We start from the raw sequence: 21,879 nt of genomic DNA, 5'->3' as shown, positions 1-21,879 counted from the left end.
CAAACCCGCCTTCGAAGGCTCAACGGCGGGAAATCGGTGAGGGTTCCCCGGAGCCGGAGCGGGTTCGCCGACGGCGCCGTCAGCCGCCGTAGACGTGCGGGGCGAGGGTGCCGACGAAGGGGAGGTTGCGGTACTTCTCCGCGTAGTCCAGCCCGTAGCCGACGACGAACTCGTTGGGGATGTCGAAGCCGACCCACTTGCAGTCGAGCGCGACCTTCGCCGCGTCCGGCTTGCGCAGCAGGGTGCAGATCTCCAGCGATGCGGGCTCGCGCGAGCCCAGGTTCGACATCAGCCAGGACAGCGTCAGACCCGAGTCGATGATGTCCTCGACGATCAGGACGTGCTTGCCCTTGATGTCGGTGTCCAGGTCCTTGAGGATCCGGACGACACCGGAGGACTGGGTGCCCGCGCCGTACGACGAGACGGCCATCCAGTCCATGGTGACGGGGGTGGACAGCGCGCGCGCCAGGTCCGCCATGACCATCACCGCGCCCTTGAGGACTCCGACGAGGAGCAGGTCCTTGCCCGCGTACTCCGCGTCGATCTTCGCGGCCAGTTCGACGAGCTTCGCGTCGATCTCTTCCTTGGTGAGGAGCACCGACTGAAGGTCGGTGCCCATGTCCTTCTCGTTCACCCGCGTCTCTTTCTTTGCCTGCCGGGTCCGGGATGGTGTCCCGGACCTGCGCGGCCGCTCGCCTGCATGTCAGCCGCTTGTGCGTCAGCTCTGCCGAATCACCAGTCTGCCACCCTGGCGCAGGGCTTCGACGCGGCCGGGGAGGTTGATGGCCTGCTGGCCGCGCCAGCCGGTGATGAGGCGGTCGACTTCCTCGATGTGCCGGGCGAAGAGGGAACCGGCCGGAGAGCCCGCCTCTATGGCCGCACGGCGCAGGACGCGGCGGCGGACGGCGGGCGGCAGGACGTGCAGTTTGGCGCACTCCAGCCGGCCCGCGTCGTCGCGAACGTCACGTCCGGCCTCGGCCGCCCAGGTGTCCAGGGCGTCGGCGTCGTCACGGGAGAGCTGCGCCGTACGGGCCAGCGCCTCGACGACTCCTTTGCCCAGCGCCTTCTCCAGGGCGGGCAGGCCCTCGTGGCGCAGCCGGGAACGGGTGTAGGCGGGGTCGACGTTGTGCGGGTCGTCCCAGACGGGCAGGGACTGGGCCAGACAGGCCGTGCGGGCGGTCTGCCGGTCGAGCTGGAGGAAGGGGCGGCGGTAACGGCCCGCCGGCCCGGACGCGGCGGCCATGCCGGACAGGGAGCGGATGCCGGAGCCGCGGGCGAGGCCCAGCAGCACCGTCTCCGCCTGGTCGTCGCGGGTGTGGCCGAGCAGCACGGCGGCGGCGCCGTGACGTTCGGCGGCGGCGTCCAGGGCCGCGTAGCGGGCGTCACGGGCCGCGGCCTCGGGCCCGCCCTCGTGGCCGACACGCACCGCGACGGCCTCGACCGGGTCGAGGTCCATGGCGGTGAGGCGGCCGACGACTTCGGTGGCGCGGGCGTCGGAGCCGCTCTGGAGGCCGTGGTCGACGGTGATGCCACCGGCCCGGACGGCGAGTTTGCGGGCCTCGAAGGCGAGGGCGGAGGCGAGCGCCATGGAATCGGCGCCGCCGGAACACGCGACCAGTACCAGGGGGGTATCGGTCCGTTCGGGGAGCGCGGGGCGCCGCCTGCCCGCCCCGGCCTCGGCGAGCTCGGGGTGCGGGGCGCGCCCGGTACGTTCGGTCTGATCGGCGAATTCGGTGATGACGTCGTGGAGTACGCGGCGGACCGCCAGGCGTATCGCCGCGACCGCAGGATGGGGACCCATGTCCGGTGCCCTTCGTGAGCTTCTGGAGAGGTGCCTCCGAGTGCCGGGACGGACGAAAGTGCCGTCACTCAGAGTGCGTCGATGGTGACAGAGCAAACCCGTTCATCGAGCATTGCACGCCTTCCCATGCCCCTACGGTCCCTCGGATGGGTGATTACCGGCGCGTTGCCCTCGGGTCCCCGCCCTGTGCGCGGCCCGTGATCATGACTCTGCCTTACGGTGCACCCGCGCGATCCAGTCCTCCGGTTTGGCGATCTCCGCCTTGGTCGGGAGGGTGTTGGGCGAGGTCCAGACCCGGTTGAAGCCGTCCATGCCGACCTCGTCGACGACGGCGCGCACGAACCGCTCGCCGTCCCGGTACTGGCGCAGCTTGGCGTCGAGCCCGAGCAGCTTGCGCAGCGCCTGGTCGAGGCGGCTCGCGCCGCGCGCCCTGCGCTGCTGGAACTTCTCCCGGATCTCGCCGACGGAGGACACCACCTCGGGGCCTACGCCGTCCATCACGTAGTCGGCGTGCCCCTCCAGCAGGGACATCACCGCGGTGAGCCGGCCGAGGATCTCCCGCTGGGCGGGCGTCTGGACGATCTCGACCAGGCTGCGGCCGCCGTCCTCGCCCTCCTCGCCCTCGGGCCGTCCGCCCGCCAGCGACTGGGCGGCCTCGCGGAGCCGTTCGAGCACCGTCATCGGGTCGACGTCGGTCTCGTCGAGGAATGACTGGATCTCGCCCTGCAGATGGTCGCGGAGCCAGGGCACCGCGGTGAACTGCGTGCGGTGCGTCTCCTCGTGGAGGGCGACCCAGAGACGGAAGTCGTGCGGGTCCACCTCCAGTTCGCGCTCGACGTGGACGATGTTCGGGGCGACCAGCAGGAGCCTGCCGCCGCCGTCGGCCGAGGCGGGGAGATCGCGGGTGGCGGGGGCGAACGTCTCGTACTGGCCGAGGACCCGGGAAGCCAGGAACGACAGCAGCATCCCCACCTCCACGCCGGTCACCTTGGAGCCGACCGCGCCGAGCACGGCGCCGCCCGTACCGCCGCCGCGCCGCTCCTCCATCTTCTCCAGCAGGGGGCGGAGCAGTTCCCGGAAGCCCGCGACGTTCGCCCTGATCCAGCCCGCCCGGTCGACGACCAGGACCGGGGTGTCCTCCGGCTCGGTCCCTTCCGGGATCATCCGGGTGAAGGAACGGACGTGCTCCTCCGCCGCCTTGGCATGCCTGCGCAGCTCCGCGACGACCTCGCGGGCCTCCTCGCGGCTGATCTCGGGACCCGGCCGCACAAGCCGGGTCGCTGTCGCGACCGCGAGATTCCAGTCGACCATCCCGGCACCACCGATGCTCGTCATGCGTCAACCGTACGTGCTCGGCCCCTGGTCCGACCGGCGAATGAGGGGGCGGCGTCCCGGGGCCGGGCACGTGCGTCCGTTGCGTCGTCGCCCGTCACCACGGCTCCGCCGTGCCCCGGTCCTGCGCCGTGCGGCCGCGGGCAACCGGCCCCGCTCCGTCATCCGCTCCCCGGTGACGGCCGGCCCGGACGCGGTGGGGTGCCGACCGGCTCATCGCCTGCCCGCGGCCAGTGCGGTCGCGAGCGCGTCGAGGGCCGACTGCGCCTCGGACGGGGCAGTGGTGCCCGAGGCGAGGAAGGCGAACGCGAGCAGCCGGCCGTGGGGGTCGACGACCGTGCCGGAGAGGCTGTTGACGCCCGTGAGGGTGCCCGTCTTGGCGCGGATCAGCCCGGTGCCGCCGGATTTCGTGGTGTAGCGGCCGCTGAGCGTGCCGCTGAAGCCGGCCACGGGGAGGCCCGTGAGGACGGGGCGCAGCTCCGCGTGGTCCTGGTCGGCGGCGCGGGCGAGGAGCCCGGCGAGCAGGGCGGCGGTGACCTTGTCCTTGCGGTTGAGCCCGCTGCCGTCGGCGAAGACCACACCCTTCAGCGGCAGGCCGAGCTTCTTCAGCTGCGCGGTGACGGCCCGTCGGCCGCCGTTGAAGTCGGCCGGTTCGCCCGTGGCGAGCGCGGTCTGGCGGGCGAGCGCCTCGGCGATGTCGTTGTCGCTGTTGGTCAGCGCGCGCTCGACGAGGGCGGACAGCGGGACGGACAGGTGCGTGGCGACGGGCCGGGACTTCGCGGCCGTCCGGCCGGGCTCGGGGCCGTCCGTGGTGGTGATCCCGGCCTCGTCCAGCAGTTCGCCGAAGACGTCCGCCGCGTCGCGGGCCGGGTCGCCGCTGCGCGGCGCGGGGCCGCTGGAGGTGTCGTCGAGCCGCCCCTCGTTCATCATCAGGGCGCTCACGGGCGCGATGTTCTCGTTGGGGCCGATCGGGTGGAGTGCGGGGCCCGAGTAGCCGGAGGTGTCGTACCGCAGCCGCACCGAACGGACCCCGCCGTCCTTGAGGGCGCGGGCCGTGTCGGCGGCCAGGGCGCGCAGGGCCGCCCGGTCGAGGGTGGGGTCGCCGCCGCCGACCAGCGTCACGGTGCGCAGATCGGCGGAGGCGCCGACGGTCGTGGGGATGCGGTGATCGGGGCCGAGCGCGGTCAGGGCCGCGACGGTGGTCGCGATCTTGACGGTGGACGCCGGCGTCATGGGCGTGTCGGCCCCCAGCCCGTACAGCCGCTCTCCGGTCGCGGTGTCGATGACGACGGCGCTGCGCCGGGTGCCGAGCGCTGAGTCCTTCAGCAGGGGGCCCAGCACGGCACGCAGTCCGGCCGCTGCGCCGTCCGGGGCGACCGCGGCGTCCGGCGCGGAGTCGTCGGTACCGGTGCCCAGCGCCGCGAGCACGGCCTGCGCACTGGGCGCCGGAGCCGGTCCGGAGGGCGCGGCGGGTTCGTGATGTGCGCCACCTGTACCGGCCCGGGCAGCCGCCCAGTCCTGCTCGGCCTTACGCTGACCCGAGTCCCAGGGACCGGCGGCAAGGACGGCGCCGGCTGCGAGCGCCAGGCCCAGGACGGCGGAGACGCCCGTGAACTGCCGGTCGCTCAGTCCGTTGCGCATGCCCAGGCGGTCCGTGAGGGCCGTCCTGTCAACGCGGGAGAACGGATTGATCGACGGTCTTTTCACCGGATCAGCCACCGTTGACCAGCCCCTTTCGCGAGCACACAACTCCGTGGGGGACACTTAACCATCAGTCGTATGTGTTGATCATGGAGGAGCCACCCGTGGAGTTCGACGTCGTTATCGAGATCCCGAAGGGTTCGCGGAACAAGTACGAGGTGGACCACGAGACCGGTCGGATCCGCCTGGACCGTCGACTCTTCACCTCGACCAGCTACCCGGCGGACTACGGTTTCGTCGAGAACACCCTCGGCGAGGACGGCGACCCGCTGGACGCGCTGGTCATCCTGGAGGAGCCGACGTTCCCCGGCTGCCTCATCAAGTGCCGCGCGATCGGCATGTTCCGGATGACGGACGAGGCCGGCGGCGACGACAAGCTGCTGTGTGTGCCGGCCTCCGACCCCCGGGTGGAGCACCTGCGCGACATCCACCACGTGTCGGAGTTCGACCGCCTGGAGATCCAGCACTTCTTCGAGGTCTACAAGGACCTGGAGCCCGGCAAGTCCGTCGAGGGTGCCGACTGGGTCGGCCGCGTCGAGGCCGAGGCCGAGATCGAGAACTCCTACAAGCGCCTTGAGGCGCAGGGCGGCGCGCACTGACGTTCCGCTTGCGGTTCTGAGCACGCTTCGGGCGGTACACCTTCAGGGGTGTGCCGCCCGTTCGCATGCCCCCCCATGGGCGCGGCCATACTGGGCAGGAGCGCAGCCGAGGACGCGCAGCCGATGAGGATCGAGGTCGAGTGGTGGCGGAACCGGGCGGTCCCGATGACCAGAAGCCCCAGTCCGACGAGGCGCGCAGCGCCTTCTCCCAGCCCGCCGGGGTCGAGAGGTCGGCCCCGCCGTCGGACGACGATCATCCGACGTCGGAGTTCGCCCTTCCGTCGGGTCTGGCACCCGAGCCGCCGGGGCCGCCGTCGGGCCCGGGAACGGGTTCCGCTTCCGGTTCGGACACGATCGGCTCCGCCTTCGCCCCGCCGCGCACCTACGACGCCCGGAACTCCCCGCCCGCCTTCACGCCCGCGCACGGCATCCCGATGATCCGGCTGACCAAGGAGGCTCCTTGGCAGGACCGGATGCGCACGATGCTGCGGATGCCGGTCGCCGACCGCCCGGCTCCGGAACCCGTCCAGCGGCACGACGACGCGGGCCCCGCGGTGCCGCGCGTACTCGACCTGACCCTGCGTATCGGGGAGCTGCTGCTCGCCGGCGGCGAGGGGGCCGAGGACGTCGAGGCGGCGATGTTCGCGGTGACCCGCAGCTACGGGCTCGACCGCTGCGAGCCGACCGTCACCTTCACGCTGCTGTCGATCTCGCACCAGCCTTCGCTGGTCGAGGACCCGGTGACGGCGAGCCGTACCGTACGCCGCCGCGGCACCGACTACACCCGGCTGGCCGCGGTCTTCCGGCTCATCGACGACATCACGACCGTGGAGGGCGAGATCTCGCTGGAGGAGGCCTACCGGCGCCTCGCGGAGATCCGCCGTAACCGGCATCCATACCCCGGCTGGGTGCTCACCTTGGCCGCCGGCTGTCTGGCCGGCGCGGCATCGGTGCTGGTCGGAGGCGGGGTGCTGGTGTTCGTGATCGCCGCGCTCGGCGCGATGCTCGGTGACCGGCTGGCCTGGCTGTGTGCCGGGCGCGGGCTGCCGGAGTTCTACCAGTTCGTCGTGGCGGCCATGCCGCCCGCCGCGATGGGCGTGGCGCTGACCCTCACCCACTGGTCGGACGTACGGCCGTCGGCGGTGATCACCGGTGGGCTGTTCGCGCTGCTGCCGGGGCGGGCGCTGGTCGCGGGTGTGCAGGACGGCCTGACCGGCTACTACATCACCGCGGCGGCGCGGCTGCTGGAGGTCATGTACTTCTTCATCGCCATCGTCGCCGGGGTGCTGCTGGCTCTCTACGGGGGGCTGCAGCTGGGTGCCGAGCTGGATCCGGAGGCGCGGCTCATCTCCCATGACCGCCCGGTGGTGCAGATCCTGGCGTCGATGGTGCTGACGCTGGCCTTCGCGATCCTGCTCCAGCAGGAGCGGTCCACGGTGCTGGCGGTGACGCTCAACGGCGGCGTGGCCTGGGTCATCTACGGGGCGATGGCCCGGACGGGCGGGCTGTCCGCGGTGGCGGCCACCGCCGCGGCGGCCGGGCTCGTCGGGCTGTTCGGGCAGTTGTTCTCGCGCTACCGCTACACCTCGTCGCTGCCGTTCATCACGGCCGCGATCGGCCCGCTGCTGCCCGGCTCCGCCACGTACTTCGGTCTGCTGGGCGTTGCCCAGAACGAGCTGGACCGGGGTCTCGCCTCGCTGTCGACGGCGGTGGCGACGGCGCTGGCCATCGCGATCGGGGTGAACCTGGGAAGCGAGATCTCCCGGCTGTTCATGCGGGTGCCGGGGGCGGTCGGCGGAGCGAACCGCCGCGCGGCCAAGCGGACGCGCGGCTTCTGACGCGGGAGCCCCGCGCCCGGACCGGTGTCAGCGCTTGGCGTGGCGGCCGCCGCGGCGGCTCGCGGCCGGGGTGCCTCCGGTGCCCGGCCCGCGGTCCTCGTCCTCGCTCGCCGCCGCCTTCTTCGACTTGCTGCGGGCGCGCAGGAACTCGATGCCGATCGGCACGACCGAGATCAGCACGACCAGGACCAGCATCGCTTCGATGTTCTCGTGGACGAAGTCGATCCGGCCCAGACCTGCCCCGAGGAGCGTCACCCCGACGCCCCAGAGGACCCCGCCGATGATGTTGAACGTGATGAACGAGCGGTAGTTCATCCGGCTGACACCGGCGATGATCGGCGTGAACGTCCGCACGATGGGCACGAAGCGGGCCAGGATCAGCGACTTCGGCCCGTACTTCTCGAAGAACTCGTGGGCCTTCTCGACGTTCTCCTGCTTGAAGAGGCGGGAGTCCGGGCGGTTGAAGAGCGAGGGGCCGACCTTGCGGCCGAAGAGATAGCCGGCCTGGTCGCCGAGGATCGCCGCCAGCGCGACCAGCACGCAGACCAGCCACAGCGGGGTGTCCAGCTTGCCCGTGGTCACCAGCAGACCTGTGGTGAACAGGAGCGAGTCGCCGGGCAGGAAGAACCCGATCAGCAGCCCGGACTCGGCGAAGACGATGACCAGCACACCGATCAGCCCGAACTGCCCGATGAGATGGTCCGGGTCCAGCCAGCTGGGTCCGAGCGCAAGCGTATTCAAGGGTCCGGGCTCCAGGATGTGGGTCGATGGCGGCTGCGTGGCCGCCCCAAGCTATCAACGCCGCAGCCCCCCTCCCGGTTCCACTGGCCCCCGTGGAGATGCACACGGGATGAACCGGGGCAAAACTCGATCCCAGGAGGTGCCACACCATGGGCATTGAGGATTACGGCGGCGGCCAGACGGCACAGTCCGATGTGCTGGTCGTCACGACCAATGACGTACCCGGCCACCAGGTGACCCAGGTCATCGGCGAGGTGTTCGGCCTGACCGTCCGCTCCCGCCACCTCGGCAGTCAGATCGGGGCGGGGCTGAAGTCCATGATCGGCGGCGAGCTGAAGGGGCTGACCAAGACGCTCGTCGAAACCCGCAACCAGGCCATGGAGCGGCTGGTCGAGCAGGCGCGGGCGCGCGGCGCCAACGCGGTGCTGATGATGCGCTTCGACGTCTCCGAGGCGGCCGACGTGGGCACGGAGGTCTGTGCGTACGGAACCGCAGCGGTGATCAGCAAGGGCTGAGCGGACGACGGGGCGGGGCGTCCCGCCGGGCGGGAGCAGGACCGGCCGCCTCGCCGCCGGAGACCGGCCGGACGCACCGGACGGCATCACCGTCCGCATCGCCTCACCGGTCTGCACCGACGCGTTCGTACGAGTTCATTGGGATTCATCCGGGCTCATCGAAGAGAGCCGAGAAGGGCAGGTCCGTGATGGCGCTCCACAAGGGCTCCGCACACCGCACCGAACCGTCCGACGAGCGGCGGCGGCTCGCGCTCAACCCGTTCTTCGGGGAGGCCGACCCGACCGCCGGGATGGAGTCCGCGCCGCCCCGGCACAAGCTGCCGGACGGACCGCTGCCGCCCGCCACCGCGTACGGCCTCGTCCATGACGAGCTGATGCTCGACGGCAATTCCCGGCTCAACCTCGCCACCTTCGTCACCACCTGGATGGAACCCCAGGCCGGTGTGCTGATGGGCGAGTGCCGCGACAAGAACATGATCGACAAGGACGAGTACCCGCGCACCGCCGAACTGGAACGGCGCTGTGTGGCGATGCTCGCCGACCTCTGGAACGCCCCCGACCCCGCCGCGGCCGTCGGCTGTTCCACGACCGGGTCCAGCGAGGCCTGCATGCTGGCCGCCATGGCGCTCAAACGCCGCTGGGCGGCCAGGAACGCCGACCGCTATCCGACGACCGCCCGGCCCAATCTGGTCATGGGCGTCAACGTGCAGGTCTGCTGGGACAAGTTCTGCACCTTCTGGGAGGTCGAGCCGCGCCTCGTCCCGATGGAGGGCGACCGCTTCCACCTCGACCCGCAGGCCGCCGCCGACCTCTGCGACGAGAACACCATCGGCGTCGTCGGCATCCTCGGCTCCACCTTCGACGGCAGCTACGAGCCCATCGCCGAGCTCTGCGCGGCCCTCGACGCCCTCCAGGAGCGCACCGGCCTCGACATCCCCGTCCACGTCGACGGCGCATCGGGTGCCATGGTGGCGCCGTTCCTGGACGAGGACCTGGTGTGGGACTTCCGGCTCCCCCGGGTCTCCTCGATCAACACCTCCGGGCACAAGTACGGACTGGTCTACCCGGGCGTCGGCTGGGCCCTGTGGCGCTCACCCGCCGAGCTGCCCGAGGAGCTGGTCTTCCGGGTCAACTACCTGGGCGGCGACATGCCGACCTTCGCACTGAACTTCTCCCGGCCGGGCGCCCAGGTCGTGGCGCAGTACTACACCTTCCTGCGGCTGGGCCGGGAGGGTTACCGGGCCGTGCAGCAGGCGTCGCGGGACGTGGCCACGGGGCTGGCGAAGAAGATCGAGGAGCTCGGCGACTTCCGGCTGCTCACCCTGGGCGACCAGCTGCCGGTCTTCGCGCTGACGACGAAGCCGGAGGTGACGGCGTACGACGTCTTCGACGTGTCGCGCCGGCTGCGCGAACGCGGCTGGCTGGTGCCCGCGTACACCTTCCCGGCCCACCGGGAGGACCTCTCCGTGCTCCGGATCGTGTGCCGCAACGGCTTCTCGTCGGACCTGGCGGAACTGCTGCTGGAGGACCTGCGGCTGCTGCTGCCCGAACTGCGCGGCCAGGACCACCCCTTGAGCGCCGAGCACGCGCCGGCCACGTCGTTCCACCACTGACCGCCCCGGCGGAGGCCGGAGCCGTACGCCCCCGTCAGCGGCCGAGCCGCGCGAAACGGCGTACCGCCGGCGGGAGGAAGACCGCCGGCAGCGCCGGCGGCCTCACCGCCGCGAGCAGTTCCGCAGGGGCGGCGGCCCACGAGTCGCCGCCGCCCGGGCCACCGAGTGGAGCATCTCCGCGACGGCCCGGCCGACCAGCACCGTGCCGGAGAGCGTCGGCATCGAGCGGAAGCGGTCGATCACGCCCTGTCAGTGGGCGTCCCCGGGATCGGGCACCCCGGTCGCGTACGGATTCTGCTCGCCCTCGGCCAGCACGCCGACGAACGGATCGCCCTCACCCGCGAAGGTGTACGCCCCGCCCTCGATGCGTTCGATCAGCCCGCGGGTCCACTGCGCACCGGCGTCCGCCGAGTGCACCCACATGTTCATGATCTCGCCGATGTGCCCGATCGACTCGGGGCCCGCCTCGGGCGTGTAGTACTCGGTGACCGAGCGGCGCCACCGGGTGAGACCGGCCACCCGCTCCTTGAGCAGGGCCACCGCCTCGGCCCGCTCCAGGTCGACGATCCCGCCGAGCCCGGCGGACAGCACGTCCAGCTTCTGGTCGTACGAGGTCAGCGCCGCGCGCAGCAGCGTGAAGTACTCCTCGTCGCCCTGCTCGGTGATCTCGTACTCGGTGCGCGGCGGCCCGCCCACCGTGCTCGGGGCGACCTCGTGGGCGAGCAGGACGCCCTGCTTCGCCATCTGCTTCAGTGCGTGGTAGATCGACCCCGGCTTGGCGTTGGACCACTCGTGCGCGCCCCAGTACTCCAGGTCGTTGCGGATCTGATAGCCGTGCGCCCGGCCGTGCTGGCGCACCGCGCAGAGGACCAGCAACCGGATCGCCGACATGCCGCCCACCTCTCTACTCAACTTTGACGAGAGTAGCGGTGCGCGCGTCAGAGCGGGAAAGTGCTCCGGCCGTGCTGGATCGAGATCCACTTCCGGGTGGTGAAGGCCTCGACCGTCGCCTCGCCGTTCAGCCGGCCGCTGCCGGAGGCCTTCTCGCCACCGAACGCGACCAGCGGATCGTCCTGGACGGTGGCGTCGTTGACGTGGAACATCCCGCTGTCGATCCGCTGGGCGAAGCGCACCCCGCGTTCGGCGTCGGCGGTGTGCACGGCGCCGCTGAGCCCGTAGGGGCTGTCGTCGGCGATCCGTACGGCCTCCTCCTCGCCGTCGAACTCGATCAGCAGCGCCACCGGGCCGAAGATCTCCTGGGAGAGCAGCGGGGAGCCGTCCGGGAGGCCGGTGAGGACGGTGGGCTCGACGAGGTTGCCGCGGGTACGGCCGCGGAGCAGCGCCGTGGCTCCCTCCGCGAGCGCCTGGTCGACCAGGCCGGTCAGCGCGTCGGCCTGGAAGGCGTCGATGACCGGGCCGATCTGTGTCTGCGGGTCACGCGGGTCACCGGCCCGGAGCGCGGCCACCCGGGCGACGAACTTCTCGGTGAACTCGGGGGCGACCGCGCGGTCCACCAGGATCCGGTTGGCGGCCATGCAGACCTGGCCCTGGTAGACGAAGCGACTGAAGACGGCGGCGTCGACGGCGTAGTCGATGTCCGCGTCGTCGAGCACCACCAGGGCGCTGTTGCCGCTGAGTTCGAGAATGGTGCGCTTGAAGAGCGCGCCCGCCGTCGCGGCGACATGGCGGCCCACCCGGTCCGAACCCGCGAAGGAGATCACCTTGGGGACGGGGTGCTCGATGAACGCGTCACCTATCTCGGCTATGTCGGTGACGACGACGTTGAGCAGCCCGGCCGGCAGTCCGGCCTTCTCGAAGATCCGGGCGATCAGCCCGCCGCCGGTCACCGGCGCGTTCTGGTTGGGCTTGACGACGACCGCGTTGCCGAGCGCCAGGGCCGGGGCGACCGACTTCATCGTCACCAGGAAGGGGAAGTTGAAGGGGCTGATGACGCCGATCACGCCGACCGGCAGCCGGTAGAGACGGTTCTCCTTGCCGTCCACCGGGGACGGCAGGATCCGGCCCTCGGGGTGCAGCGCCTGGTGGGCCGCCTCGCGCAGGAAGTCCTGGGCGGCGCTCAGCTCGTACAGCGCCTTCGCCCGGGTGCCGCCCAGTTCGTCGATGACCGCCTCGACGATGTCGTCGGCCAGCTCCTCGGTGATCCGCACGGCCCGTTCCAGAACGCCCCTGCGCTCGTACGGACTCGTGGCGGCCCACTCCCGCTGGGCGCGCTCGGCGGCACGGTAGGCGCGGTCCACCTCGTCCGCGGTGGCGACGGTGATGGCGGCGAGCTTTTCCCCGTTGTAGGGATTGAAATCGATGATGTCCCACGAGCCCGTGCCGGTGCGCCATTCACCGTCGATGTACTGGGCGGCCAGCTCGTGGAAGAAGGACATGCGATCCCTTACTGCAGGTGCAAACTCCTGTCGGTACGTCATCGTACTGACATATCAGGAGAGTTGGAGAAGACCTCGGAGGAGATCCCGGCTCTCCTCGGGACCCGGACTGTCCGCGTGAAGCCGGACCATCGCCTTTTCGTACTGGGCGACTTCTTCGGCCTTGTCCAGATAGAGCGCACTTGTCAGCTGCTCCAAATAGACAATGTCCGACAGATCGGATTCCGGGAATCGCAGCATCGTAAAGGAGCCGCTCTCACCCGCGTGTCCGCCAAAACTGAACGGCATCACCTGGAGCGTGATGTTCGGCTGTTCCGACATTTCGATCAGATGCCGCAATTGGGCGCGCATCACTTCGCGTCCGCCGTAGGGGCGGCGCAGCGCCGCCTCGTCCAGTACGGCGTGGAAGCGGGGGGCCCGTTCGGAGACGAGGGCCTTCTGGCGCGCCAGTCGGAGGGCGACCCGGCGGTCGATCTCGGCAGCCGGGGCGCCTCGCATGCCCCGCGAGACGACCGCGTGCGCGTAGTCCTCCGTCTGCAACAGACCGTGCACGAACTGGACTTCGTAGATCCGGATGAGCGAGGCCGCGCCCTCCAGACCGATGTACGTCTGGAACCAGCCGGGCAGCACGTCCCCGTAACTGTGCCACCATCCCGCCACGTTGGCCTCACGGGCCAGGCCGAGCAGGGAGTCGCGCTCCGCGTCGTCCGTGACTCCGTAGAGCGTGAGCAGGTCCTCGACGTCCCTTGCCTTGAAGCTCACCCGTCCCAACTCCATGCGGCTGATCTTCGATTCGGAAGCCCGGATGGAGTAGCCGGCCGCCTCACGGGTGATGCCACGCGAGTCCCGCAGCCGCCTGAGCTGCGAGCCCAACAGGATGCGCCGCACCACTGATCCACTCGACTCGCCTGCCGCCACCGGTCCAACCCTCCCCATCGCTTCCTGGGCATCGGGGTCCCCCCGAACCCCAAGAGCCGGATTCTGCCATCAAAACGCTTCAGCCCGTACTCATTCGATTACGGAAATGGGAAGACTTCCAGAAGGTCCCGAAACTCCACACAGGAAGAAATGACCAAGAACCGGCACGGTATCGGACAGGTCAGGCGCATGCACGTGCATCTGCCCTTGCATCTGCCCTGCGCATTCGGAACCATGGGCCTCGCGCACCTGCGTGCTCGTTCGTGTTGTGCCGCTGTACCCGTGTACCCGCAGTACCGATACAGCCGCGAATCCCGGGAGTGCCTCGCATGGGGACGAATGGATCGACGATGCTCGAGCCCTTACGACAGGGGCTCCCCCCCATCGATCCCTCGGACGTCTCCGGATCGGCCACCTGCGCCCTGCCCGCCCGCTACGAAGCCGTGGGCGGCGCACGGCAGTTCACCCGGGCGACGCTGAGCGGCTGGGGTCTGAGCGAGCGCTTCGACGATGTCGCGCTCGTCGTCTCCGAACTGGTCACCAACGCGCTGCGGCACGCCCTGCCCGCCGATGTCCCGCGCGATCCCCAGGACCCGCCCGTCCGGCTGCACCTGATGCGCTGGACGTCGCGGCTGGTGTGCGCGGTGCGCGATCCCAGCCAGGCGAGCCCCGTCGCGGCCGAGGCCGCCGACTCCGCGGAGTCGGGCCGCGGCCTGTTCCTGGTGGACTCCTTCAGCGACTGCTGGGGCTGGCACCCTTCACCCGTATTGACGACGGAGAGCTCCATCGCCGGACCGGCGCCGCGCGGAAAGGTCGTCTGGGCGCTCTTCCGGCTGTCCGACCCGGCGTGACGCGCGGACGGAAATGCGGTATCCGGACGCGATCGCGCCGTACCGCCGGGGAATGACGCTCCGGCACAGCCCCCGCGATCGCTCCGCGTCGCCGGGGAATGACGCTCCGGAACGGCCCGTCGAAGGCGCTCAGACCTCCGCTATGAGGTGGTCGAACTCGCCGTCCTTCACACCGAGCAGCAGGGCCTCTATCTCCGCGGGCGTATAGACCAGCGCCGGCCCGTCGGGATGACGCGAATTGCGCATCGCCACATCGCCGCCCGGCAGTTTCGCGAACTCCACGCAGGATCCTTGGGAGTTGCTGTGCCTGCTCTTCTGCCAGACGACTCCGCGAAGCTCTGTGGCCGCCATGCCGTTGTACACGTGGTGCACAGGACGCTCCCCGAGTTGCAAAGTGCAAGTGTCAACTGTCTCGGATCATAGCTGTGTTCAATTTCCGGTGCATGAGCGGATGCATGGGCAGATGCACGTGCACGCGGGGTGTTCCCTCGGTTACAGCCCTCCGCAGGAGAAGGACGAACGAACGGCCTGTTCCGCTCCCGAATCCGGGAGTTGACCGTTCCGCCCCGGTTCCGACTCACTGGTAGCTTGGACGGTCATTCGTCATCCAGGGGGAATTCAGCATGGACACATTCGTACGTACCGCCACCGTCGTCGCCGCCGGGCTGCTGACCGCCCTCGCCCTCACGGGGTGCAGCAGCGACAGCGACAAGGACGGCGCGGACAGGACGGCCGGTTCCACCGCCACCCCGGCACCCGCCGGCAGCGGCGGCGACTCCGGCTCCGGAGCGGACGACGCCACCGGCGGCCTCAAGGCGCTGGAAGGCGCCTGGGCCGGGCAGACCGACGGCAAGGCCGTCGTGCTCTCCGTCGCATCCGGGAAGGCCGTGATCGTCGCCGAGTCCCACGTCTGCTCGGGCACCGCCAAGAACATGGGCAACAAGCCGATGCTGGCCCTGACATGTGCCGACGGCGACACCGACAGGACCATGGGAGCCATCGAGTCCAACGACGGAAAGACCGTCGTCGTCTCGTGGAACGGCGGCACGAAGGACACGCTCGCCAAGACCGACGCCGACTCCCTGGAGGGGCTGCCCGACCTGCCGACCCCGTGACCCGCGGGCGCGGGCCCGGAGCCTGACGCCGCCTCAGTCGTCGTCGGAGGAACGGGACCGCGGGCCGTTGTCCAGTCCCTGGGAGAACTCCTCCAGGGCTTCGAGCAGGAGGTCGGCCCCGTTGCGCACGACGGGGTCCGCCCCTCCTTCGCGCATCCGCTCCTCCTCGTCCCACTTCTCCAGCGCCTCCCGCACCGGCGTCCAGTCCGGTACGCGCCGCTCCCGCACCGCTTTCGCCCCCTGCTCGGTGGCCCGGCGCAACGCTTCGGCGAGCGGACCGGCCGCAGGCACGGGGGTGGCACCGCCCTCCGGGAGGTGCGCCTCCATCAGCATCGCGACCCGGCCGAGCTGGGCGAGCGCGTGCTGGGTGTCGTCGGCGGCGGCGCGCGAGAGGCCCCGGTGGCGGACCGGTTCGTGCTGTGCGGTGGCCACCGCCTCCTGCCAGGCGACGCGGGCGTTGCGGGTGGCGAGCAGGGCCTGGCGGACGTCGTCGTGGCCGCGGTCGGCGGGATCGGCGTACTGATCGACGACCGAGGCGGCGTAACGGCCGTCCTCCTTCAGCCAGTCGCCGAGCCGGCCGCGCAGCCGCGGAGTCTCCCAGGCCGGGTAGACGGCATACGAGATCATCGCCAGGACACCGCCGAGAAGGGTCAGGATGACCCGTTCGAGCACGGTCTGCGAGAGGTCGTCGCCCGCCATGCCGAGCAGGAAGACCACGTACGCGGCGACGCAGGCCTGACTGACGGCGTAGCCGGTGCGCATCAGCAGGTACATCAGCAGGGCGCAGACCACGGCGAGCACGGCGGACAGCCCGGCGCGGGGGTGGGACGCCTGGACGATCACGCTGGCGACGAAGACCCCGACGACGGTGCCGCCGAAGCGCGCCACGGACCGTTCGTACGTCCGGGAGAACTCCGGCCGCATCACCATGACGGCGGCCATCGGCACCCAGTAGCCGTGGCCGTACGGCAGCGCGAGACCCAGCAGGTAGCCGGCCGGGGCGACGACGGAGATCCGGATCGCGTGCCGCAGGATCGGGGAGCCGCGGTACAGCTCGCGGCGCATCGAGGCGATCACGACCGGGACCAGCCGCAGCAGGGTGGGCCGCCGGTGGTGCTCGGCGGGGAGCCGGCCGCCGCGCCCGGCCTCGATGGCGTCGGCGGCCTCCGCGGCCCCGGCCCGTTCCTCCTTCGTGCCCTCGCCCTCGGCGGCCTCGATGACGTCGGAGAGCAGGGCGGCCAGCCGGTCGGCGGCCCGGAGCGGAGGGCCGGTGAGCAGCGCGCCGGTGTCAGGTGTCTTCAGCGCGGCGACGGCGGGGGCGGGCAGGCGCACCGGGTCGCCGTGACGGATGGCCCGGGCGGCCGCGTCGAGCAGGGAACCGGCAGCGGCGAGGAGCTCGCGGACCCGGTCGCGCTCGGGGCCCTCCGACGGGACGCCCATCGCCGGGTCCGCGAGTGAGGCGAGGACGGGGCGGATGCGTTCGGCGACGCCGCGCGATCCGTGCAGTTCGGCGGGGCGGCGCCGGGCCTGGCGGGCGGTGACGGCGGCGGCCTCGCGGGCCTCCATCAGGGGGACAGGGTCGAAGTGGGCGACCGGGTCGTGGCGCAGTCTGCGGGCGTAGTCGGCCTCGGCGGCCAGCGCGTCGGCCAGGGCGTCGCGCTGGGCGCCCCATCGGCGGACCGGGAACATCAGGATCAGCACGGCCTGGACCACCCCGCCGAAGGTGATCATCAGGGCGTGCAGGGCCGCCTCGGCGACGGACGTGGGCAGCGTGACCGTCACCAGCATGATCGCGACGTTGGACGCGGCGATGATGCCGCCCGTCGGTCCCGCCGCCCAGGCCAGCCCGGCCAGGAAGGTCCAGAGCACCAGCAGGACCAGGAAGAGCAGGAGATGGGAGCCGGTGACATAGCCGAGGAACGTCGAGACGCCGAGGCTGAAGCCGGAGACCAGGGCGAGTACCGGCCGGGGCCGCCAGCTGCGCTGGAACGTGGCGATCGCCGCCTGGTAGGCACCGAACGCGGAGCTGGCGGCGACCACCGGCCCGAAGAGGGCGAGACTCACCTCGATCACCACGGCCAGACCGACCGCGCCGCGGATCGCGATCAGCGGTTCGAGACGCTTCCGCTCGATCGTCAGCCCCGAGCGCGCGGTCTCCCTCAGCGCCCGGAGCCAGCTCATGCCCAGAGCCTAACCGGATTTCCCGATATGCCCGAGTTGTCACGTCCGGTTTCCGCCTCGCGGACCCGCCGCGGCCCCGGCGCCGGCTCGCTCCGGGCCCGCCCCGCCCGCCCCCGGAGGAACCACCGGGACAGGGCCGCCGGCCTCAGTCGGAGATCTCCGGCGTACGCCCGCCCATCCTGGCCCGGTCCGCCGCGGCCGTCCCATGGGTCCAGCCGTCCAGGTCCGTGGCCCCGCGGACCCGGGTGGTCGTGGTCGTGGGGAACATCTTCTCCGCGGTGTCCGTGACCGCCACGTCCCGGGCGGCCAGCACGGGCAGCAGGCCCGCTCCCGACCCGGCGGACGGGGTGCCGCCCGTGGCCCCCTCGGCGTCGGCCTCCGCAGTGGCGCGGGCGGTCCCGTCGGCCAGCCGGCGGCCCAGCCGCTGCGCGTAGGCCATCAGGAAGGACTGCCGGAATGTCTTGGTCCGCTTGCGGCCGCCGGCCCGCTGGCCCGCCTCGGCCCGGGTCATCGCCGCCGTGCCCTGCACCAGCAGCGAGGTGTGGAGCAGCTCCACGGCCTCCAGGTCCGGCTCGAACCCGACCACCGTCGAGAAGCCGAGATCGCTGTTCCACACGGCCCGGCAGCGGTTCGCCGAGGCGACGGCGTCGAGCAGGATCGCCTTGGCCGTCTCGTACGGGGCCTCCACGCCGATCCGACAGGCCATCGGCACGCTGCCGCCGTGCGTACGGGCTGCCAGCAGGGCCTCGTCGATGCTGTGGCGGGCCATCAGCTCCTGCGCCTTGGTGGTGAGCGCCTCCGCCTCCTCGGGAAATCCGGTCGCCTCGGCCTTGGCCAGCAGCGCCCGGATCCGGCTCAGCATGCGCGGTTCGTCGTGCGCGGGCGGCAGGTGCAGGGTGTCGCGCAAGGCACCGGGCGGGGGCCCCACGGGCTCGATCGCGGGCAGCCGGAGCAGCAGCCGGTAGAGCCCCAGGAGTGCGGAGGCGTAAGAGAAGCGGTCCGGCCGCCCCGTCGGCGGGACAGCGGGCAGCTCGTCCAGCTGGGCCTGCCAGCGGGGCGGCAGCGCCTCGTAGCGCCGGACCTCCGAGCCGATCAGCCCGGCGGCCAGGCCGGCCGCGTGTTCGTCGAGTTCGCGGCGGACGAGACGCACGAGATCGGCGGGCAGCCAGCCCCGGTCCCAGGCGCGCCGCACGAACTCCTCGCCGCGGCGCCGCAGCTCCGCGTCGGACGCCGGGTCGGCGGCGAGAAGGGACGCGCCGGTGTCGAGGCCGTCGTCGCCGTCCGAGTACAGGGCAGCCGCGAAGGCCTGGTCGATCACCGGTTCCATGAGATCAGCGTAGGCGTGGCGGCTCGACACACTTCAGCGAGTGCACGTGACGGGCCGGGCCGGGCCGGTGAACCCGGTGAACCCGGTGAACCCGGTGAACCCGGTGAACCCGGCGAAAGTTATCCACACCCCGTGGATAACTTTCGCCACCCGAACCGCTCACCCGCTCCCGGGCGGCCTCCCGTCAGGGCAGCAGGACGACCTTCCCGCGTACGTGCCCCGCCTCGCTCAGTTCCTGTGCCCGGGCCGCTTCGGTGAGCGGGAACGTCTCGGCCACGGGCACCCGCAGCTCGCCGGCCGCCGCGCGGCGGGCGTGCTCGGCCAGTTGCTCCCTGGACCGGGAGCCACCGCCGGAGAAGGACACGCCGTACTTCGCCGCGTCCGGGTCGGCGATGGTGACGATCCGGTCCGTGGTACCGCCGCGCAGCTCGATGGAGTCCGGCAGCGCGCCGCGCCCCGACGCGTCGAAGACCGCGTCCACACCCTGGGGAGCGATGTCGCGCACCCGGCCGACCAGCCCGTCCCCGTACTCCACCGGGGTCGCACCGAGCACCCGCAGGTAGTCGTGGTTGCCCCGGGACGCCGTGCCGATCACCGTCGCGCCGCGGGCGGCCGCCAGCTGGACCGCGGCCGATCCGACGGCTCCGGCCGCTCCGTGCAGCAGCAGCGTCTCCCCCGCCTCCACGGCGAGCTCGTCCAGGACGCGCTGGGCAGTGTTCGACGCGATGGTCAGGGCGGCCGCGTCCGGCCAGCTCAGCTCCGCGGGCTTGGGGGCGACGAGGGCGGGGTCGGCCAGGGCGTACTCGGCATAGGAACCGGTGGCGCTCCAGCCCAGCACCTCGTCCCCCACCGCCACACCGGTGACGCCTTCTCCCGTCACGTCGACCACCCCGGCGAACTCGACACCGGGAATCGCCGGGAGCGAGGTCGCGAACACGTCCTCCATCCAGCCGCGCCGGATCTTGTAGTCCATCGGGTTGACCGCGGCGGCCCGGACCTTCACCCGGATCTGGCCGGGACGGGGATGCGGGTCCTCGACCCGGGCCGGATGCAGCACCTCGGGCCCGCCGAACTCCTCGAAAACGATCGCTTCCATCGTGTCGTCTGCCTCCTCGTTCTCCGCGGTGGATGAGCCGCTTCCGAATCCTTTCAGCCGACGCCGCCCCGCGCCCGACGCCTTGCTGTCAGTGCCGGGTGCCAGACTCGGCCATATGACCGAACGCTGGGCGCTGGCCGTCACGGAGAGCGGCGGCGCGCGCCTCGCCCCGCTGGACCGCGCCGGCCTGCCCACCGCCCCGGCCGTGACCGAGCCGGACCTCGCCGAGGCCGTCCGCTCCCGGCCCGATGTCACCCGCTGGGTGTGGCGTTCGACGGCCGAGGTCTACCCCCGGCTGCTGGCCGCCGGGGTCCCGGTCGCGCGCTGCTACGACATCGAGGTCGCCGAATCCCTCCTGCTGGGGCACGAGGGCCGGCTCGGCGAGCCCCGCTCCGCCGCGGCCGCCCACGCCCGCCTGCTGAACGGCCCGGTGCCGCCCGACCCGCCGCCGCGCTCCGCCGTGCCGGGCTCCCAGTCCTCCCTGTTCGAGCCGCAGTCCGGGACCGACCTGCCGTTCGACGCCCTCCTCCAGGTGTACGCGGGCCAGCTCGCCCGCCATGACGCCACGGACCGGCCGGGCCGGATGAGCCTGCTGACGGCCGCCGAGTCCGCCGGCATGCTGGTCGCCGCGGAGATGAACCGCTCGGGCCTGCCCTGGCGGGCCGACGTCCACCGCGAGCTGCTGCACGAGCTCCTCGGCGAGCGGTACGCGGGCGGCGGCGAGCCCCGGAAGCTGGCCGAGCTGGCGGACGAGGTGTCCGCCGCGTTCGGCCGCCGGGTCCGCCCGGATCTTCCCGCCGATGTGGTGAAGGCCTTCGCGCAGGCCGGGATCAAGGTGCGGTCGACCCGCCGCTGGGAGCTGGAGGAGCTGGACCATCCGGCGGTGCGGCCGCTCATCCAGTACAAGAAGCTGTACCGGATCTGGACGGCCCACGGCTGGAGCTGGCTCCAGGACTGGGTGCGCGACGGCCGCTTCCGCCCCGAGTACCAGCCGGGCGGCACGGTCAGCGGCCGCTGGACGACCAACGGCGGCGGGGCGCTGCAGATCCCCAAGGTGATCCGGCGGGCGGTGGTCGCCGACGAGGGCTGGCGCCTCGTCGTCGCGGACGCCGACCAGATGGAGCCGCGGGTGCTGGCCGCGATCTCCCGCGACCGGGGCCTCATGGAGGTGGCCGGCCACGACGGCGACCTGTACACCGCGCTGTCCGACCGCGCCTTCCACGGCGACCGCGACCACGCCAAGATCGCCCTGCTCGGAGCCGTCTACGGCCAGACGTCGGGGGACGGTCTGAAGAATCTGGCGGCCCTGCGCCGGAGGTTCCCGCACGCGGTCGCCTATGTGGACGACGCAGCGAAGGCCGGCGAGGAGGGCCGTCTCGTACGGACCTGGCTGGGCCGGACCAGCCCGCCCGCCGCGGGCAGCGGGGACGACGGGGAGGCCGGCATCCCGCAGGAGAGCGAGAATCCGGCGGCCGACGGTGCGGAACAGAGGGATGGCGGGTTCACTCCGGGCTACGCCTCCTCCAACGCCCGTGCGCGTGGCCGCTTCACCCGTAACTTCGTGGTGCAGGGCAGTGCGGCCGACTGGGCCCTGCTCCTCCTCGCCGCGCTGCGTCAGTCGATGGCGGCGGCCGGGCTCCGGGCCGAGCTGGTCTTCTTCCAGCACGACGAGGTGATCGTGCACTGTCCCGCGGAGGAGGCCGAGACCGTCGTGGAGGCGATCCGGGAGGCCGGTGAACTGGCCGGCCGGACCGCCTTCGGTGAGACACCGGTGCGCTTCCCGTTCACGACCGCGGTGGTGGAGCGGTATGCCGACGCGAAGTGAACCCGGCCGCGCCGCGGCAGCGTTCGCGCG

General features: G+C 71.7%; 20 protein-coding genes. 7 read left to right on the top strand and 13 right to left on the bottom strand.

All coding sequences use genetic code 11. The features are described 5' to 3' along the window. Positions 1–79: 79 nt before the first annotated feature. From hpt to dacB, 4 genes are all read right to left on the bottom strand, one after another. Positions 80–619, bottom strand: coding sequence for a hypoxanthine phosphoribosyltransferase (gene hpt / locus ACGFZA_RS33265; RefSeq protein ID WP_037777945.1), 540 nt, complete (start codon positions 617–619; stop codon positions 80–82). 99 nt (positions 620–718) lie between these two features. Continuing rightward, the gene (gene tilS, locus ACGFZA_RS33260) at positions 719–1,801 is read right to left on the bottom strand and encodes a tRNA lysidine(34) synthetase TilS (RefSeq protein ID WP_385277350.1); all 1,083 of its coding nucleotides are present in this window, start codon (positions 1,799–1,801) and stop codon (positions 719–721) included. Positions 1,802–2,002: 201 nt separating this feature from the next. Continuing rightward, positions 2,003–3,136 (bottom strand): zinc-dependent metalloprotease, encoded by a 1,134-nt coding sequence (locus ACGFZA_RS33255; protein WP_393684091.1) that lies wholly within the window; start codon positions 3,134–3,136, stop codon positions 2,003–2,005. 210 nt (positions 3,137–3,346) lie between these two features. Next, entirely contained in the window at positions 3,347–4,852 is a 1,506-nt protein-coding gene (gene dacB / locus ACGFZA_RS33250; RefSeq protein ID WP_393684089.1) for a D-alanyl-D-alanine carboxypeptidase/D-alanyl-D-alanine-endopeptidase, read from the bottom strand. Between the two features lie 86 nt (positions 4,853–4,938). Here dacB and ACGFZA_RS33245 point away from each other — a divergent pair, with 86 nt between their 5' ends. Both ACGFZA_RS33245 and ACGFZA_RS33240 read left to right on the top strand, forming a co-directional pair. After that, positions 4,939–5,433, top strand: a complete 495-nt coding sequence (locus ACGFZA_RS33245; protein ID WP_123525235.1) for an inorganic diphosphatase — start codon at positions 4,939–4,941, stop codon at positions 5,431–5,433. A gap of 140 nt (positions 5,434–5,573) precedes the next feature. Beyond that, complete coding sequence (locus ACGFZA_RS33240; RefSeq protein ID WP_393684087.1) at positions 5,574–7,271, top strand: threonine/serine exporter ThrE family protein; 1,698 nt, start codon at positions 5,574–5,576, stop codon at positions 7,269–7,271. A 27-nt stretch (positions 7,272–7,298) separates the two neighbouring features. On the opposite strand, the gene ACGFZA_RS33235 is transcribed toward ACGFZA_RS33240, so the two are convergent. After that, complete coding sequence (locus ACGFZA_RS33235; RefSeq protein ID WP_393684085.1) at positions 7,299–8,012, bottom strand: DedA family protein; 714 nt, start codon at positions 8,010–8,012, stop codon at positions 7,299–7,301. 149 nt (positions 8,013–8,161) lie between these two features. Here ACGFZA_RS33235 and ACGFZA_RS33230 point away from each other — a divergent pair, with 149 nt between their 5' ends. Together ACGFZA_RS33230 and ACGFZA_RS33225 are read left to right on the top strand one after the other, a co-directional pair. Then, entirely contained in the window at positions 8,162–8,527 is a 366-nt protein-coding gene (locus tag ACGFZA_RS33230) for a YbjQ family protein (RefSeq protein ID WP_385277340.1), read from the top strand. Between the two features lie 188 nt (positions 8,528–8,715). After that, complete coding sequence (locus ACGFZA_RS33225) at positions 8,716–10,140, top strand: glutamate decarboxylase (RefSeq protein WP_393684083.1); 1,425 nt, start codon at positions 8,716–8,718, stop codon at positions 10,138–10,140. A 102-nt stretch (positions 10,141–10,242) separates the two neighbouring features. Here ACGFZA_RS33225 and ACGFZA_RS33220 read toward each other — a convergent pair whose 3' ends face one another. The 4 genes from ACGFZA_RS33220 to ACGFZA_RS33205 are packed head-to-tail and all read right to left on the bottom strand — an operon-like array spanning position 10,243 to position 13,472. Next, a complete protein-coding gene (locus ACGFZA_RS33220) occupies positions 10,243–10,383 on the bottom strand; it encodes a hypothetical protein (protein WP_393684081.1) in 141 nt (46 codons plus the stop codon). Between the two features lie 6 nt (positions 10,384–10,389). Then, positions 10,390–11,031, bottom strand: coding sequence for a PadR family transcriptional regulator (locus tag ACGFZA_RS33215; protein ID WP_385277413.1), 642 nt, complete (start codon positions 11,029–11,031; stop codon positions 10,390–10,392). Between the two features lie 47 nt (positions 11,032–11,078). After that, the gene (locus tag ACGFZA_RS33210; protein WP_385277334.1) at positions 11,079–12,536 is read right to left on the bottom strand and encodes an aldehyde dehydrogenase family protein; all 1,458 of its coding nucleotides are present in this window, start codon (positions 12,534–12,536) and stop codon (positions 11,079–11,081) included. A gap of 54 nt (positions 12,537–12,590) precedes the next feature. Beyond that, positions 12,591–13,472 (bottom strand): helix-turn-helix domain-containing protein, encoded by an 882-nt coding sequence (locus tag ACGFZA_RS33205; RefSeq protein WP_385277332.1) that lies wholly within the window; start codon positions 13,470–13,472, stop codon positions 12,591–12,593. A gap of 332 nt (positions 13,473–13,804) precedes the next feature. On the opposite strand from ACGFZA_RS33205, the gene ACGFZA_RS33200 reads away from it, so the two are divergent. Then, on the top strand, positions 13,805–14,305 hold the full coding sequence (locus tag ACGFZA_RS33200; protein ID WP_393684079.1) for an ATP-binding protein: 501 nt from the start codon (positions 13,805–13,807) through the stop codon (positions 14,303–14,305). A gap of 129 nt (positions 14,306–14,434) precedes the next feature. Here ACGFZA_RS33200 and ACGFZA_RS33195 read toward each other — a convergent pair whose 3' ends face one another. Further along, complete coding sequence (locus ACGFZA_RS33195) at positions 14,435–14,677, bottom strand: DUF397 domain-containing protein (protein ID WP_385277328.1); 243 nt, start codon at positions 14,675–14,677, stop codon at positions 14,435–14,437. A 251-nt stretch (positions 14,678–14,928) separates the two neighbouring features. Between ACGFZA_RS33195 and ACGFZA_RS33190 the strand changes: the two genes are divergently transcribed. Further along, positions 14,929–15,420, top strand: a complete 492-nt coding sequence (locus ACGFZA_RS33190; RefSeq protein WP_385277326.1) for a hypothetical protein — start codon at positions 14,929–14,931, stop codon at positions 15,418–15,420. Positions 15,421–15,453: 33 nt separating this feature from the next. Here ACGFZA_RS33190 and ACGFZA_RS33185 read toward each other — a convergent pair whose 3' ends face one another. The 3 genes from ACGFZA_RS33185 to ACGFZA_RS33175 form a co-directional block, all read right to left on the bottom strand. Beyond that, entirely contained in the window at positions 15,454–17,601 is a 2,148-nt protein-coding gene (locus tag ACGFZA_RS33185; RefSeq protein WP_393684076.1) for an FUSC family protein, read from the bottom strand. A 145-nt stretch (positions 17,602–17,746) separates the two neighbouring features. Next, positions 17,747–18,928 (bottom strand): DUF2786 domain-containing protein, encoded by a 1,182-nt coding sequence (locus ACGFZA_RS33180; protein WP_393684074.1) that lies wholly within the window; start codon positions 18,926–18,928, stop codon positions 17,747–17,749. 184 nt (positions 18,929–19,112) lie between these two features. Beyond that, complete coding sequence (locus tag ACGFZA_RS33175) at positions 19,113–20,024, bottom strand: NADP-dependent oxidoreductase (RefSeq protein WP_393684072.1); 912 nt, start codon at positions 20,022–20,024, stop codon at positions 19,113–19,115. Positions 20,025–20,139: 115 nt separating this feature from the next. Between ACGFZA_RS33175 and ACGFZA_RS33170 the strand changes: the two genes are divergently transcribed. Continuing rightward, positions 20,140–21,849, top strand: coding sequence for a bifunctional 3'-5' exonuclease/DNA polymerase (locus ACGFZA_RS33170; RefSeq protein ID WP_393684071.1), 1,710 nt, complete (start codon positions 20,140–20,142; stop codon positions 21,847–21,849). Positions 21,850–21,879: the final 30 nt, after the last annotated feature.

The organism is Streptomyces sp. NPDC048211, assembly GCF_043202315.1.
Lineage (GTDB): Bacteria > Actinomycetota > Actinomycetes > Streptomycetales > Streptomycetaceae > Streptomyces.
The sequence above is the reverse complement of the archived record's forward strand: the minus strand, read 5'-3'. Positions and strand labels throughout refer to the sequence as shown.

Bases quoted from the DNA above. Each gene is read 5' to 3' on its own strand.
- ACGFZA_RS33170 (WP_393684071.1), top strand. From the start codon at position 20,140: ATGACCGAACGCTGGGCGCTGGCCGTCACGGAGAGCGGCGGCGCGCGC.
- ACGFZA_RS33190 (WP_385277326.1), top strand. From the start codon at position 14,929: ATGGACACATTCGTACGTACCGCCACCGTCGTCGCCGCCGGGCTGCTG.
- hpt (WP_037777945.1), bottom strand. From the start codon at position 619: ATGGGCACCGACCTTCAGTCGGTGCTCCTCACCAAGGAAGAGATCGAC.
- ACGFZA_RS33215 (WP_385277413.1), bottom strand. From the start codon at position 11,031: ATGTCGGCGATCCGGTTGCTGGTCCTCTGCGCGGTGCGCCAGCACGGC.
- ACGFZA_RS33210 (WP_385277334.1), bottom strand. From the start codon at position 12,536: ATGTCCTTCTTCCACGAGCTGGCCGCCCAGTACATCGACGGTGAATGG.
- ACGFZA_RS33205 (WP_385277332.1), bottom strand. From the start codon at position 13,472: ATGGGGAGGGTTGGACCGGTGGCGGCAGGCGAGTCGAGTGGATCAGTG.
- tilS (WP_385277350.1), bottom strand. From the start codon at position 1,801: ATGGGTCCCCATCCTGCGGTCGCGGCGATACGCCTGGCGGTCCGCCGC.
- ACGFZA_RS33200 (WP_393684079.1), top strand. From the start codon at position 13,805: ATGCTCGAGCCCTTACGACAGGGGCTCCCCCCCATCGATCCCTCGGAC.
- ACGFZA_RS33230 (WP_385277340.1), top strand. From the start codon at position 8,162: ATGGGCATTGAGGATTACGGCGGCGGCCAGACGGCACAGTCCGATGTG.
- ACGFZA_RS33180 (WP_393684074.1), bottom strand. From the start codon at position 18,928: ATGGAACCGGTGATCGACCAGGCCTTCGCGGCTGCCCTGTACTCGGAC.
- ACGFZA_RS33225 (WP_393684083.1), top strand. From the start codon at position 8,716: ATGGCGCTCCACAAGGGCTCCGCACACCGCACCGAACCGTCCGACGAG.
- ACGFZA_RS33255 (WP_393684091.1), bottom strand. From the start codon at position 3,136: ATGACGAGCATCGGTGGTGCCGGGATGGTCGACTGGAATCTCGCGGTC.
- ACGFZA_RS33185 (WP_393684076.1), bottom strand. From the start codon at position 17,601: ATGAGCTGGCTCCGGGCGCTGAGGGAGACCGCGCGCTCGGGGCTGACG.
- ACGFZA_RS33175 (WP_393684072.1), bottom strand. From the start codon at position 20,024: ATGGAAGCGATCGTTTTCGAGGAGTTCGGCGGGCCCGAGGTGCTGCAT.